13 protein-coding genes are annotated in these 12,791 nt (G+C 68.5%); 6 read left to right on the top strand and 7 right to left on the bottom strand.

The annotated features are described in order from the left end of the window. Nucleotides 1-733: 733 nt before the first annotated feature. The 5 genes from ABZ297_RS08705 to ABZ297_RS08685 are packed head-to-tail and all read right to left on the bottom strand — an operon-like array spanning nucleotide 734 to nucleotide 4,736. A complete protein-coding gene (locus ABZ297_RS08705) occupies nucleotides 734-2,008 on the bottom strand; it encodes a cytochrome P450 (RefSeq protein WP_355341588.1) in 1,275 nt (424 codons plus the stop codon). Then, entirely contained in the window at nucleotides 2,005-2,613 is a 609-nt protein-coding gene (locus ABZ297_RS08700; RefSeq protein ID WP_355341586.1) for an ATP/GTP-binding protein, read from the bottom strand. The genes ABZ297_RS08705 and ABZ297_RS08700 overlap by 4 nt, the downstream gene beginning before the upstream one ends. Continuing rightward, nucleotides 2,594-2,950 carry a DUF742 domain-containing protein gene (locus tag ABZ297_RS08695; RefSeq protein WP_355341583.1) on the bottom strand — a complete coding sequence of 119 codons (357 nt, stop codon included), beginning with the start codon at nucleotides 2,948-2,950 and terminating at the stop codon, nucleotides 2,594-2,596. The genes ABZ297_RS08700 and ABZ297_RS08695 overlap by 20 nt, the downstream gene beginning before the upstream one ends. Next, nucleotides 2,950-3,366 (bottom strand): roadblock/LC7 domain-containing protein, encoded by a 417-nt coding sequence (locus ABZ297_RS08690; RefSeq protein WP_350804135.1) that lies wholly within the window; start codon nucleotides 3,364-3,366, stop codon nucleotides 2,950-2,952. Before ABZ297_RS08690 ends, ABZ297_RS08695 begins: the two co-directional genes overlap by 1 nt. Next, nucleotides 3,363-4,736, bottom strand: a complete 1,374-nt coding sequence (locus ABZ297_RS08685) for an ATP-binding protein (RefSeq protein ID WP_355341580.1) — start codon at nucleotides 4,734-4,736, stop codon at nucleotides 3,363-3,365. The genes ABZ297_RS08690 and ABZ297_RS08685 overlap by 4 nt, the downstream gene beginning before the upstream one ends. Nucleotides 4,737-5,071: 335 nt before the next feature. Between ABZ297_RS08685 and ABZ297_RS08680 the strand changes: the two genes are divergently transcribed. After that, the gene (locus ABZ297_RS08680) at nucleotides 5,072-5,845 is read left to right on the top strand and encodes a glucose 1-dehydrogenase (RefSeq protein ID WP_355341577.1); all 774 of its coding nucleotides are present in this window, start codon (nucleotides 5,072-5,074) and stop codon (nucleotides 5,843-5,845) included. Here ABZ297_RS08680 and ABZ297_RS08675 read toward each other — a convergent pair. Continuing rightward, nucleotides 5,842-6,606 carry a MerR family transcriptional regulator gene (locus tag ABZ297_RS08675; protein WP_355341574.1) on the bottom strand — a complete coding sequence of 255 codons (765 nt, stop codon included), beginning with the start codon at nucleotides 6,604-6,606 and terminating at the stop codon, nucleotides 5,842-5,844. The genes ABZ297_RS08680 and ABZ297_RS08675 overlap by 4 nt on opposite strands. Nucleotides 6,607-6,945: 339 nt before the next feature. Between ABZ297_RS08675 and ABZ297_RS08670 the strand changes: the two genes are divergently transcribed. The 4 genes from ABZ297_RS08670 to ABZ297_RS08655 are packed head-to-tail and all read left to right on the top strand — an operon-like array spanning nucleotide 6,946 to nucleotide 10,120. Next, entirely contained in the window at nucleotides 6,946-7,476 is a 531-nt protein-coding gene (locus ABZ297_RS08670) for a calcium-binding protein (protein WP_355341571.1), read from the top strand. A gap of 51 nt (nucleotides 7,477-7,527) precedes the next feature. Beyond that, complete coding sequence (locus ABZ297_RS08665; protein WP_355341568.1) at nucleotides 7,528-8,598, top strand: isocitrate/isopropylmalate family dehydrogenase; 1,071 nt, start codon at nucleotides 7,528-7,530, stop codon at nucleotides 8,596-8,598. Next, nucleotides 8,595-9,251 (top strand): isochorismatase family cysteine hydrolase, encoded by a 657-nt coding sequence (locus ABZ297_RS08660; RefSeq protein ID WP_355341565.1) that lies wholly within the window; start codon nucleotides 8,595-8,597, stop codon nucleotides 9,249-9,251. The genes ABZ297_RS08665 and ABZ297_RS08660 overlap by 4 nt, the downstream gene beginning before the upstream one ends. Continuing rightward, the gene (locus tag ABZ297_RS08655) at nucleotides 9,206-10,120 is read left to right on the top strand and encodes an SAM-dependent methyltransferase (protein ID WP_355341562.1); all 915 of its coding nucleotides are present in this window, start codon (nucleotides 9,206-9,208) and stop codon (nucleotides 10,118-10,120) included. The genes ABZ297_RS08660 and ABZ297_RS08655 overlap by 46 nt, the downstream gene beginning before the upstream one ends. Before the next feature lie 48 nt (nucleotides 10,121-10,168). Here the strand turns inward: ABZ297_RS08655 and ABZ297_RS08650 are convergent, their stop codons facing one another. Beyond that, nucleotides 10,169-10,516, bottom strand: a complete 348-nt coding sequence (locus tag ABZ297_RS08650; RefSeq protein WP_355341559.1) for a hypothetical protein — start codon at nucleotides 10,514-10,516, stop codon at nucleotides 10,169-10,171. Between the two features lie 201 nt (nucleotides 10,517-10,717). On the opposite strand from ABZ297_RS08650, the gene ABZ297_RS08645 reads away from it, so the two are divergent. Then, entirely contained in the window at nucleotides 10,718-12,427 is a 1,710-nt protein-coding gene (locus ABZ297_RS08645) for a hypothetical protein (RefSeq protein ID WP_355341556.1), read from the top strand. The last annotated feature ends 364 nt before the right edge of the window (nucleotides 12,428-12,791 follow it).

The following is a 12,791-nucleotide window of genomic DNA, read 5'->3' as shown; positions in this document are numbered from 1 at the left end:
ATCATCCCGGAGTCGCGTTTCTGCCTCGGCGATCAGGGGCCTGGAGGTCACGCTCCAAGCATGCGATCATCATGCTCATGACATCGACCAGAAAGGGCCATGCCGCGTAGGCGCCCTTCTGAGGTCCGTACGCGCGGATCGGCGTGCGGAACCCACAGAGCTTTGATCCATCATGTTCCCGGGCTCGGTCGTCGTCCCATGGCTGCGGTGATCGCTCTTGAGCACACCCGGATGTGGCCGGGTGCGGTAGCGGCGGCTCTGGCGGCTTGGCAGGAGGCGGCCCTTGTCGGAACCGCCGACCGCCTCCTCAGCAGGTGCGAGTGCGATGAGTGCAGCGGAGCCGCGCCTCGCCGGCGGCTTCACCAGGCTCTCCTCGCCTTACCGCCGTGGGCCAGACCATCTCTGTACGCGTTGGTCCACCCGATCGACCGGTATTACCTGCGTCGAACTTCACCAGCTCCGCCTACATCGCCCGACTCCGATTGGGCGTGGTGGCAGCGACGGCGGCTGCGTGAGGATCAGAGCAGGTAGAGGCGGACCTGGGGAGCGCGCTCAAGCAACGCGGCAACCCGGTCGGAGCGTTCGCGGCAGGCGTGCGGCGACAGGCCCACCGTCCCGCACCGTCCGGGACGGGCCCAGACCGCACGCCCGGACGGGGGGCGGAGCGCCGAAGTACGGCGGCGCGCCGCACCCGTCGCGAGGTTGGGCGGGGTCGCCCCGGAGGGCCAGCGCGTCAGACCGGATAGCCGGGGGTGAACTCGACCGGCAGTGCCTCCAGGCTGCGCATCTGGATCGACGACCGCCACTCCAGCGACTCGGGCGGCACCGCGAGCACCACGTCAGGCAGCCGGTCGAGCAGCATCTCCACCGCGATGTGCGCGATGATCTGTGCGAGCTCCGGCGCGGGATGCGGGCAACCGTGCGCACCGTACCCGAACGACATGTGCGCGTGATTACCCACGGAGTCCCCGTAGAAGTCGGGACGTACCTGGGGGTCGAGGTTCGCGGCGGCCAGGCCGCAGACGAGAAGGTCACCGGCCCGGATGCGGCGGCCGGCGAGCTGGGTGTCCATGACCGGCCACCGTCCGATGGCGATTTGTCCGGGCGCCTCCTTCCACAGCACCTCGTTCAGCGCCTGACCGATGCTGCGCCGGCCACCCGACAGCGTCATGGCGAACCGGTCGTCCGTCAGCATGAGCTGGATCGTGTTGCCGATCCAGGTGGCCGTCGGATCCGAACCGGCGGTCAGGGTCAGGAGCAGGTCCTGGGTGAGCTCCTCGTCGGTGAGCCCGGCGGGATGGGCGAGCAGCCTGGAGGGGAGGTCGGGCCCCGGGTATTGCCGCTTCGTCTCCAGCAGCCGGCTCATGATGGTCTGCACCCGCTGGTACGCCTCCATCGCGGCCGGCCCGCCGTTCAGCGTCGTGGCCACCTCGCCGACCAGTGCGCGGGTGTCGGAGTCCGGCAGGCCGAGCAACGACGCGAGGACGAGCAGCGGGATCGGGTTGGCGTACTGCGCCATCAGGTCCGCCCGGCCGGAGCCGATGAATGTGTTGATCAACCCCTCGGTGACCCGCTCGCAGCGTGACCGCAGTTCGAACTGGTCGGCCGCGGCAAGCGCGTCGCTGACCGCGCCCGCCCGGCGCTCGTGTGCCGCGCCGACCTCGAACAGCATCGACGGTTGGTAGCTGACGTACGCCCTGAGCGGCCAGTCGGGCGGGATGTTGTTCCACTGGTTCCAATGGCGCGAGTCGCGGATGAACAGCTTGGGATTGCTGAGCACGTAACGCAGCTCGCGGTAGCCGAGGACCAGCCAGCCCGGTACGTCGCCCTCCAGCAGGATCGGGACCACGGGACCGTGCTTGCGCATCTCCTCGAAGGCCCGGGCCGGATTCTGGTGGTACGCCCTGCCGTACATGCGGAAGGCGCCGTCGAACGCGTTCGGCTCCGGCGCTGCGGGCCGGACGGCGAACCAGTGGGCGGCTTCGGAGGAGTGCGTGGCGTCGGTCATGAGGTCACCTGTCGGGCGGAGGACAGAGCATAGAGGTGGTTGACGAGCGTGATCAGCACGGCCTTGCTGGACTCCCGCTGCCGCGCGTCGCACGCGATCAGTGGTACGTCGTGGGCGAGGTCGAGCGCGTCACGTATCTGGTCGAGCGAGTGCGTGGACTCGCCGAACTGGTTGTGGGCCACGATGAACGGCATGCCGTGATGTTCGAGCCGGTCGATGGCGTACCACGAGTCGGCCAGGCGACGCGTGTCGACCAGGACGACGGCGCCGAGTGTCCCGGTGAACAGGCGGTCCCACAGGAACCAGAACCGCTCCTGACCCGGCGCGCCGAACAGGTAGAGCACCAGTTCCTCGTTCAGGCTGATCCGGCCGAAGTCGAACGCCACCGTGGTCGTGGACTTCGCCTCCACCCCGCGCGCGTCGTCGATCCCGACCCCCGCCCGCGTCATGGTCTCCTCGGTGCTCAGCGGACGGATCTCGCTGACCGACTTGACCATGGTCGTCTTCCCCACGCCGAACCCACCGACGATCACAATCTTGAGCCCGGTGGTCGCGGAGCTCGGCAACGGGATGCGCGCGACGGGTTCAGAGCTTCTGGAGTCCAACGAGCACCTGCTTCAGAATTTCGGGGTCGGGCAGACGCGTCTCGGCAGGGGCCGGACGCGGTTTCCTGGCGGTGACGCGCCCCGTGTCGAGCAGGTCGCACAGCAGGATGCAGACGACGCTGACCGGCATCCGCAACTCCGCCGCGATCTCCACGACCGCCGTCGGGCTCCTGCAGAGCCGCAGTATTCGAGCGTGCTCGGACTGCATGCCTGGGGTGGGCTCGCACTCACTCACGATCAGCGTGACCATGTCGAGCGCGTCGTCGGTCACGCTGCTGCGCCCGCCGGTCACCATGTAGAGGCGGTCCGGGTTCTCGTCCTCCAGACGCGGCGACATCAGAGGCGGCTGCTCTGCTGGGGCGCGCGGGGTGGCGCGGTCAGGTATTCACCGATCTGCTCCACCAGTTCGTTCATGTTGTGGCCGATGACACCCGGATCGGCGTCCTCGCTGGCCACCACGGCGAGGTGCGCGCCCTCTCCCGCCTCCACGATGAACAGCAACCCACCGTGGAACTCGGTCATGGACTGGCGCAGGCCTCCCGTGCCGTCTCCGAACTCGATGGACGCGCCGTAGGACAGGCTCTGGATACCGGAGGCGATCGCGGCGAGCTGGTCGGCGCGGTCCACGGAGAGCGCGGCGGTGTGGGAGAGGCGCAGGCCGTCTCTCGACAGCACCAACGCGTGTCTGGTCTGTGGAGTCCTCTCCAGGAGGTTCTCAAGCAACCAGGCGAGTTCCTGATCTGAGCTTCTCATCGAGGTTCGTCCTCACCAATCTGTCGTGCCCTGCTCGCCTGATGGAAGGCGGTGAACTTGGCTCCGGCGTCGGAAGGTCGCCGCGTGGACCTGGGCTCCTGGCCGACGGCCGGCTGCGGCGCCGTGTGTGCGGACGAGGCGGCCGCGAGCGTCTGCCCCCGACGACGTCGCGGCAGCCCGTGCAGCTCCCCGTCCTGTTCGGGGCCCGCCTGCGCTGCGACGTGCTGACTGCGTGGGCCGCGTGGGATCGGCGGGGGAGGCTGCGTCGCCCGCGGCGCCTGGACGTTCTGGCTGATGAGCTGCTGCGGAATCATGACCACCACACCGGTGCCGCCACGCGAGGACGGACGGAAGGAAACGGTCAGCCCGTGCTTGCGAGCCAGGCAGCCGACGACCGCCAGCCCGAGCCGGGAACCGGACAGCGTGGTGAAGTCCAGCGGCTCGGCGGAGACGGCGCGTTCCGCACGGGCCAGCGCGGCCGGGCTCATCACCAGGCCGCAGTCCTCGATCGTGATCACGATCCCCGTGCTGACCTCCTCCACGTATACGTGCACCTCTTCGGTGGGCGGGGAGAAGCTGGTGGCGTTGTCCATCAGTTCGGCGAGGGCGTGCATGACACCCTCCGCGGCGTGCCCCGCGATCGCGGCGGCGCTGACCGAGTGGACCCGAACCCGCTGGTAGGCGCTGATTCTGCCGATCGCCCCACGCAGGATGCTCTCCATCACGATCGGCTTGGTCCAGCGTCGCCCTGACCGCGCTCCGGTCAGCAGGGCGATGCTGTCAGCGAGCCTGCCGGCCTGCGCGGTCGTGTGGTCCAGCTTCAGCAGGTCGCCGAGAGTGAGCCGATCGTGCCTGTCCTCCATCTCGCGCAGGTCGGCCAACATGCTGGTGGCCAGTGCCTGAACGCGGCCGGCGGCACTGGCGCACGCGGACGTCGTGGCGGCACGTATCCGCTGCTCTCTGCTGACCTCGTTGACGAAGACCCGCAGAATGTGCTGCTGGGCGTTGCTCGCGGGCCGCGGAGCCGCGGCGAGCACGGACTCCGCCGACGCCCCCTCCCGGATCTGCTTCACCGTTCCCGGCATCGTCTCGCCGGCCATCCGGAAGAGTTCCGCGTCACCGGCGGCGAGTCGGCTACGCAGCTGCCGGATCTGCTGTTTGCCGTACACCGCGGACGTGACCGCACCGCACACCAGGACAGCCGCGACACCGAGGGTCCAGGCCAGGAATGTCCGGGTCGGGATCGGGGCGCTGAGCACGGCCGTCAGCGACGCGACCCCCGTGACAACGGCCGTGGTCGCCAGTACGACCAGGGATTCACCCAGTGGTGGGCGCGCCGCGCGGTGGCGAGTGTGTACCTGTACTGACATCAATGAGCTCCTCGTCGGCGAGTGGAGCACGGTCACCGCGAACGCGACGCGACCGGGGCCGAACGCGCGACAACGGACCTCTTCTGGCCGATCTCCTTGATCGCGGGGCGAGCACGAAGATCTTACGACAATTTACTCAACGTTACGAAAGCGGCACGGCGAATCACGCCGCGACCTCGCCGTCTCCTGCTGGAGGACACGTCGGCGGCCGCCCGCCGCGGCCACAATCTCTGGACAAACAGCGCAAATCTCCCCGAAACTCGACATGTTGATCATCCCTCCAGTACGGTGCGACTTCCTATCCCCCTTCTACGCAGGACTGGGAGCGGCTCTCCATGGCAGGTTCACTTCTCGACGGCAAAGCAGCGTTGATCACGGGCGCCGGGTCAGGCATCGGAGCTGCGACGGCGCTGGTGTTCGCCCGGCACGGGGCCAAGGTCGTGGTCGCCGACATCGACGAGGAGGGCGGCAAGCGCACGGTCGCCGAGGTGGAGGCGGCGGGCGGCGAGGCCGCCTTCGTGTGGGTGGACGTACGACGGGCCGACGCGGTCAAGGACATGGTCGACTTCACGGTCGAGCGGTTCGGACGCCTGGACTGCGCGATCAACAACGCCGGCGTGGACACCGCGGGCGACGGCCGGCTCCATGAGGTGAACGAGGAGGCCTGGGACGCCTCGGTCGCGGTCAACCTCAAGGGCACCTGGTGGTGCATGAAGTACGAGATCGCCCAGATGCTGGAGCAGGGCTCGGGCTCGATCGTCAACGTGGCCTCGGTAGCCGGCCTGGTCGGCATCGAGGCCCCCTTCGTCTCGCCGTACGTCGCCGCGAAGCACGGGGTGGTGGGGCTGACCAAGGCGGCCGCCCTGGAGTACGCGACCTCGGGGATCCGCGTGAACGCCGTCTGCCCCGGCGCCGTGCGCACCAAGATGGTCGACGACCTCATCGAGCAGGGGATCATGACGCTGGAGCAGACGGCGGCCTACCACCCGCTCGGCCGCTACGCCAACCCCCCGGAGATCGGTGAGGCGATCGCCTGGCTCAGCTCCGACGCCGCGTCGTTCGTGACCGGCCTGCCGATGGCCGTGGACGGCGCCATGACGGCTCGTTAACAGCGACCCGCGTTGGCCATGATGGCGTCGTGGATGTAGCGGGACAGGCCGGGGGCAACATCGTCGAAGTTGAGGCCGATCCGCTCGTTCGCGAGGTAGGACTCGGCCAGGACGCGGTGCGTGTCGTGGTCACAGTCGTGGAACCGGCGGTCCAGATGCAGCCGGTGCTCCTCGGCCAGGTCCATGACGGCCGGGTCGGTGGCCGGGATACCGGCGCGCATGGCCTCAAGCAGGCGCTGGTGGACTCCGGCCTGCTCGGCGCGGATCTCACGCCAGTTCTCGGCCGAGTACCGTGAGGTGCGTCGCTGCTGCTGCCGCCACAGTTCGGAGTCGCCCCACCGCTGCTCGGCGCGCTCGGCGCCGTCCTCCAGGCGGGTGCTGCCGAAGACTTCCAGCCGCTCCTCGGGAGTGAGGGCGATGCCCACCCTGCGCGCGTTCAGCTCCCTGTCGATCACGGCGACCATGGCCTGATGCCGCGCGACCCGCTCGGTGAGCAGCCGGCGCTGCTCGTGCAGCCGGTCGACGTCGCTGAGTGCCGGGTCGGCGAGGATGGCGCCGATGGCGTCCAGGTCGAAGTCCAGTTCCCGATAGAACAAGATACGTTGCAGCCTGCGCACATCGTCGGCGGAGTAGAGCCGGTAGCCGGCGGCATTGCGGTCATGCGGTTCCAGCAGGCCGATTTCGTCGTAGTGATGCAGGGTGCGCACCGACACCCCGGCCAGGTCGGCCACGACACCGACGGTGTATTCCTTGGCGTTCATGTCCGCCACTGTGCGCCCTGACGCCACGTGGGGGTCAAGCTGCACGTTCTAGGTCGGACGAGGTTGATCGGGCGGCCTCACGGACAGCCATGCTCGTCTTCACCACGTTCGCCGGTGTGCTCATCCTCGTCGCCCCGCGATCCACTCCGCGACGCGACGTTCCTGAACAAATCAGATTATTTATTCTTTTATGGCATTCATTCCGTTGGTCATTTTTTGCACCATTTGACCACGAAATGCGTCACTAGCTTTCGGGTCACGGCCTGGCATAATCAGATCCGGTCGATCCCCTTCATTTCCGCCCTCATTTCGAGTGGCGGCCAAGAAAGGCGGCAGTGAATGCAGCAAGCGGCCATCGATCGAGTAAAGCTCATCTTCACTCTGCTCGACGCCGACGGCACCGGCTACCTCGACTCCGACGCCTTCGAACTCATGGCGGCCCGTGTCGTCGCAGCGTCCCCCGACTCCAGCGACGCGGCCAAATCCGCCATTCTCGCGGCTTTCCGGGGTTATTGGGCGACCCTGGCCGCCGAACTGGACGCCAACCGCGACGGCCGCATCACCTTCGAGGAGTACGCCGCGTGCGTCCTCTCCCCCGAGCGCTTCGACGGGGCGGTCACGGAGTTCGCCGAGGCGCTGGCCGCGCTGGGCGACCCGGACGGCGACGGGCTCATCAAGCGGCGCGTCTTCATGGCGCTCATGACGGCCATCGGCTTCGAGCCCGCGAACATCCACGCGCTCTTCGACGCGTTCGGGCCGTCGGACGACGACCAGATAACGGTCTCGATCTGGGCCGCCGGCATCAAGGACTACTACAGCCCGGAGAAGACCGGAATTCCGGGCGATCACCTGGTCGGCGAGCCGATCTGATCAGGCTTTCGGCGGCCTGACACATCGGCCTTCGACGACAAAGGAGTGCATGTGGCACCAGTCATCGGACTTGGCGTCGGCCGGGGAACGGGCCCCGAACTTGCGGCCGTCTTCGAGCGGGTGCTGGCCGGGATCGCCGACGCGTATGCGGTCGACATCGGCGTCACCCGGTCGGAGAGGCTCTACCACTCGTACCTGTCGCTGAAGGCCGATCTCGGCATCGAGCGGGTTCGCGAGCTCACGCGGGAGGACGCCGACCACTACGTGGAGTTCTGCCGCACGCGGGCCGCGCGCGGCGTCCCGGCCGTCTTCCGCACGGCGATCAACGCCCAGTCGCTCTACCTGGTCCGCCAGCGCCTTCAGGCGGTGAAGGTCGACGTCATCGCCGCCCCGGAGGGGTCACTGCTGCTGGTCCGCGACGAGGCCCAGGGCTTCTACACCGGCGACAACACCCACGCCCCGGGCGCGCTCATCCGCACCACGGCGTTCAGCCAGGAGATCACCGAGAAGGTCATCGACTTCGCCGTGCGGCGCGCTCGGCAGGAGTGGCCGGACGGCGGCGCCGACCAGATCGTCATGGCGTACAAGTTCCACCTGCTCGACGGGGCCCTCGACGCGTGGGTGTCCGAGAGCGCCGCGCGGCACGGCGTCGAGATCTCCCTGTTCCAGCCCGACACGGTCAACCGCAACCTGATCGAACGCGGCCCGCGTCCCCGCACGATGATCATCGCGGGCAACGAATGGGCCGACATCATGCACGTGGTCCTGCTCGACCGCTTCGGCGCCGAACGCCAGGAGAGCCGCTGCACCGAGAACATCTACCTGCACCCCGACGCGGCCGGGCTGGTCGAGTACCAGACCGTCCACGGTTCCGCCGACGACCTGGCGGGCACCGACACGGTCAACCCGGTGGCGACCGTACGCGCCGCGGCGATGATCGCCGAGCGGCACGCGGGCTGCGCCGGAGCGGTGCGGATGGTGGAGCGCGGCCTCGCGTCCCTCGGCCGCCGGGGCCTCGCCACCCCGGACGCCGGCGGGCGCCACTCCACCACCGCCGTGGTGAACGCGCTGCTCGACGTGCTGGAGCCCGACGGGCGGCCGACTGTGATGGCCGACTCGTGACCCCCGCGGAAACCGCCGCGCTGGTCGTCATCGACCTGCAGAACGACTTCTGCGCCGGGCCGACGGCCCTCGCCCGTTACCCCGGCGATCCTGTGACGCTGGACGCCGTCGCGACGAACACCGCGCTGGCCGTCGACCGGGCGCGGGCCCGCGGCACGGAGGTGATCTTCGTCCGGTTCGTCGGTGACGCCGAGCACCAGGGTCCGAGTTGGCGGCGCCGAGACCAGGCGCAGGGCAAGCGGCCCAAGTGCCTGGAAGGCACGTGGGGCGCGGAGTTCCACCAGGTCTCGCCCCTGCCGGAGGAGCGCGTCGTCACCAAGCGGGCGTGCTTCGACGCCTTCCTCGGCGCCGGGTTCGAGCAGCACCTCCTCGACCGCGGCATCGAGCGGCTCGTGTTCGCGGGCCTGTACACGGACGTGTGCGTCGACTCCACCGCCCGGACCGCGTTCCAGAAGGGCTTCCACGTGACCGTGCTGACCGACTGCACCACCAGCCTGCACCTGCCGGACGCCGACATCCTGCGCTTCATGGCCGTCGTCTACGGCGCCCACCTCACCACCCACGACCACCCGCAGGCGTGGGCGCCGCCCGCGGGAGAGGAGGACCCATGCCAGGGGCCGCGCACACCGGTGTCGAGAGCGGCGTCGGCCTGACCGCCCTCATGATCGCCGCCGCGCGGGCGATCGAGACCAACCGGCCCGATGCCCTGGCCGCTGACGCCTACGCCGCGCACTTCGTGCGCGCCGCGCGGGCGTCCGCAGCCTGGCCGGTCCACCCGGCGGAGGTGCCGGACGGCGACGCGAACCCCCTGTGGGGAAGGCTCGGGCGCTACATCGGCCTGCGCACCCGCGTCCTCGACGACTTCCTGATCCACTCGGCCCGCGCGGGTGCCCGGCAGGTCGTCCTGCTCGGCGCGGGCCTTGACACGCGGGCGTTCCGGCTCGACTGGCCGCCAGGCCAGGTCGTCTACGAGATCGACCGCGACGGCGTGCTGGCGTTCAAGAGCCGTGTGCTCAACGGCCTCGCCGCCGCCCCGATGGCCACGCGGCGCCCGATCGCAGCCGACCTGGGCGGCGACTGGGCCCCATCGCTGGTGAACGCGGGCTTCGACGCCGCCGCGCCGACCGCGTGGCTGGCCGAGGGCCTGCTGCTCTACCTCCCGCCGGCCGCCGAGCGGTGCCTCATCGACACCGTGGATCACCTGAGCGCCGGCGGGAGCACCCTGGCCTTCGAAGTCAAGCTCGGGGTGGAGTCTCCGGAGGTCCGCGCCAGCCCCGTCTACGTCGCGGCCAACGAGCAGATCGGTGTCGACCTGCTCGCCCTGTTCGACGGTGAGCCGCGCCCCGACTCGGCCGGTGACCTGAGAGAGCGGGGCTGGTCCACCGCGATCCACACGCCGTTCGACTTCACCCGCCGCCACGGCCGCGGCCCGCTGCCCGAGCCGAACGACGCTCTGGCGAGCAACCGCTGGGTGTTCGCGAACAAACCCGGCCCTGGGGTGGCTCCCACTCTCAGCGGCTGAACACATCAGGCGTGTAGCTCTGGCGGCCGTCTCGGGGCCCGTGCGAGGTCAGCGGATCTGGAAGTCGGGGTTGCGGGCCTTGAACGTGCACTCACCCACGAACTTGACCGTCTTGCCAGGCTTGATGTCCTTCCAGCCGGTGCTCTTCTGCTGCGAACCGTTGCCGATCATATTTTTGCACCAGAACACCAGCCGAGCCTGACCGGTCCTGTTCCCGTTGTTCCAGCACTTTCCCCACACGGTCGTGTTGCCGGTGCCGGGGGCGTTGCATGAGACCCTCGCCCCTCTTTCCGTGGACGCGGAGGAGGTCGCCGCCTGGGCCACGCCACCGCCGATCGACACCAGTACGGAGATCGCGCCGACACCGATAGCCAGCGAACGCGTTATCTTGTTCATTTTTGTACCCCCGTGGTCGGATATTCGTGCGTCTGAAGAAAAAGGCGCCATATCGCGCCTCGGTCGCCATGCTGGCACGCGGCCCTCCAGCCGACCAAGGGATCTTTGTCCAGAGCTTGCCCAAAGCGGCGCTCCAGCCGTTGGACAAATGAAACCGCAGGTCAGGGCAGGGCCACTTAGACATCGAGGAGCACCGCACGGTTGACACCGGAGGTGCAGGCGTGGCCAACGCAGATCGCGTTCACCGCCCGGGCCAGCGAGCCAGGCGGTGAAATTCTCTGCCGCAATAGCCGTCCCGAAACCCCGAAACGGGGTTCATGTGTTCGTCCAGTCGGACATGGGCGGCTACGATCATGGCTTCTTGCAGACATCATGCCGCTACAACCGCTATACCTGATCAGAAGGATGGCCTTGGCCAACCCCGATGCAATCGACTGGAACGCTCTGGCCGCCGAGCACGGTGACGGTGAGTGGAGCCCTGTGATGCGCGCGTTGTGTTCCGAAGACTCTGACGAGGTCGCCGAGGCGTGGGAGACGCTGTGGGACTCCTGCTGTCATCAGGGCACGCGTGAAGGTTCAGACACCTCCGATATCCCTTACCTCGTCGCGCTGGCGGTCAGCCCTGACGCGGCTCCCGAGCAGCGAAGCCGTCTGCTCTACCTGCTCACCCGGATCGCGATCGGCAACCGGGAGGACGCACCCAACGGCTACCCGATCGCCGCTTTCCGGGCTGAGGCCGAAGCGATCATCACCGATGAGCGTCCGCCGGACCCTGACTCCATGTGGGACGCCGACCGCCAGCGGTTGCACCAGGCCCGGTTCCTGTGGGGCCTGGACGCCTATGACGCCGTCCGCGATCGACTGCCCGACCTGATCCCTCTGCTCTCTGACCACGACGATCGGGTCCGCTGCCTCACCGCCTTTCTTTTCGCCTGGTTCCCCGAGGAAGCGCACGTACTCGTGCCGCGGCTGCGCGGCATACTCGGCACCGAACCCGACGTCGCAGTACGCACCACCGCAGCCGTCGCCATCGCCATGCTCACCGACCCCGGCGACAGCACACCGACGATCGGTGACATCGGCCCGGTTCTCACCGGCTGGCTGGACAGCGGCGAGCCGCTGGAGCGGTGGGCCGCCGCAGTCACACTGGCCCGGATACTCGGCCAGGCCGCGCCCGCCCCCGTACTCGACGTTCTGCTCGCGTGGACCGCGCGCCGGGAGACCGCCGAGAAGGCCCCGTCGGTCCCGTTCAGAACCGGGAACCCTGCCGCCGTCGCCGCCAACACCCTTCCCCTCTGCGGTCCCACCGCCGGACGCGCGCTCGACGCGCTCATCGAGTCCCTTCCGAAGCTCGATGACGAACAGGCGCTGGAGGTGATCGGCCCCCTCCTCGAACTCACCTTCCCCGACGGACCGATCGACACGGACACCCCATACGACGCGCTCAGCCCAACGCAGCGGCGGGTCATGCGGGCCATCGCCGCCGCACGAAACCTATGGGGCACGGCTAACTTCGCCATGGCGCTCGAGGACTACAACCTCCCCGCATCGCCCGTCGTGGAAATTGGGAGACCCGAGCCGTTCCAGACGTGGGTCGGCCTCGGCTCCGTCCGCATACCGATCCCCGAGGAGGGACTACCGGACGGTGAGATCGTGCTCTACGGCTTCCGCGAACAGGAGGAGCAGATCAAGGAAGGGTGGCGGCGGACCTTCGCCCGGTTCGATGACGCCTGGGGCCAAGTGTTCGACGAGCAGCGGTTCAACCGATTCCTGGCCGAGTTGTTCGACGCCGCCATGGAGGAGTACGACGAGGTATTCGCCGGAAGCCTTCAGGTGGTGGAGCGCTCCTCGCATGTGGTGAAGATCGACGTAACCGCGGCTGCCCTCGTACCAGCCGCGCCCACCGACTAGTGCGGAGAAACGGCCAAGATCTCATCGAGTTGCCGCTGGTTGATCTCCATGAGGGCTCCCATGTGTCGGCGTCGGCGCTGGCGTCGGGATTGGGCCGAGCGCGGCGTTCATGGCACTGCCTGATCTTCGAGCCTTTCGTCGGGCTGGCCGGGAACGCGGTCCAGAACACGGTTAACGGTGGCGCGGCCGATGGAGAACACTTCCATCAGGTCCGCGATGGTGTACTCGCCGGTGCGTCGAGCGACAGGCGGATGCCGCGGGCAACCAGGGTGTCTCCGATGTCGTACCGTTTAGCCCCCGTCACCGGACACTTTCACGGACCACCTATGCGAGACGACGTCACCGCAGGTCGTGTCGTCGCCGA

This window comes from Nonomuraea sp. NPDC005983, from assembly GCF_040614375.1.
GTDB lineage: Bacteria > Actinomycetota > Actinomycetes > Streptosporangiales > Streptosporangiaceae > Nonomuraea.
Note: the sequence above shows the minus strand (reverse complement) of the source record. Positions and strands in the feature narration are given on the sequence as shown.

Coding starts and splice junctions, on each gene's coding strand:
- ABZ297_RS08705 (WP_355341588.1), bottom strand. CDS start 2,008: ATGACCGACGCCACGCACTCCTCCGAAGCCGCCCACTGGTTCGCCGTC.
- ABZ297_RS08650 (WP_355341559.1), bottom strand. CDS start 10,516: ATGAACAAGATAACGCGTTCGCTGGCTATCGGTGTCGGCGCGATCTCC.
- ABZ297_RS08690 (WP_350804135.1), bottom strand. CDS start 3,366: ATGAGAAGCTCAGATCAGGAACTCGCCTGGTTGCTTGAGAACCTCCTG.
- ABZ297_RS08675 (WP_355341574.1), bottom strand. CDS start 6,606: ATGAACGCCAAGGAATACACCGTCGGTGTCGTGGCCGACCTGGCCGGG.
- ABZ297_RS08685 (WP_355341580.1), bottom strand. CDS start 4,736: ATGTCAGTACAGGTACACACTCGCCACCGCGCGGCGCGCCCACCACTG.
- ABZ297_RS08655 (WP_355341562.1), top strand. CDS start 9,206: ATGCCAGGGGCCGCGCACACCGGTGTCGAGAGCGGCGTCGGCCTGACC.
- ABZ297_RS08680 (WP_355341577.1), top strand. CDS start 5,072: ATGGCAGGTTCACTTCTCGACGGCAAAGCAGCGTTGATCACGGGCGCC.
- ABZ297_RS08695 (WP_355341583.1), bottom strand. CDS start 2,950: ATGTCGCCGCGTCTGGAGGACGAGAACCCGGACCGCCTCTACATGGTG.
- ABZ297_RS08670 (WP_355341571.1), top strand. CDS start 6,946: ATGCAGCAAGCGGCCATCGATCGAGTAAAGCTCATCTTCACTCTGCTC.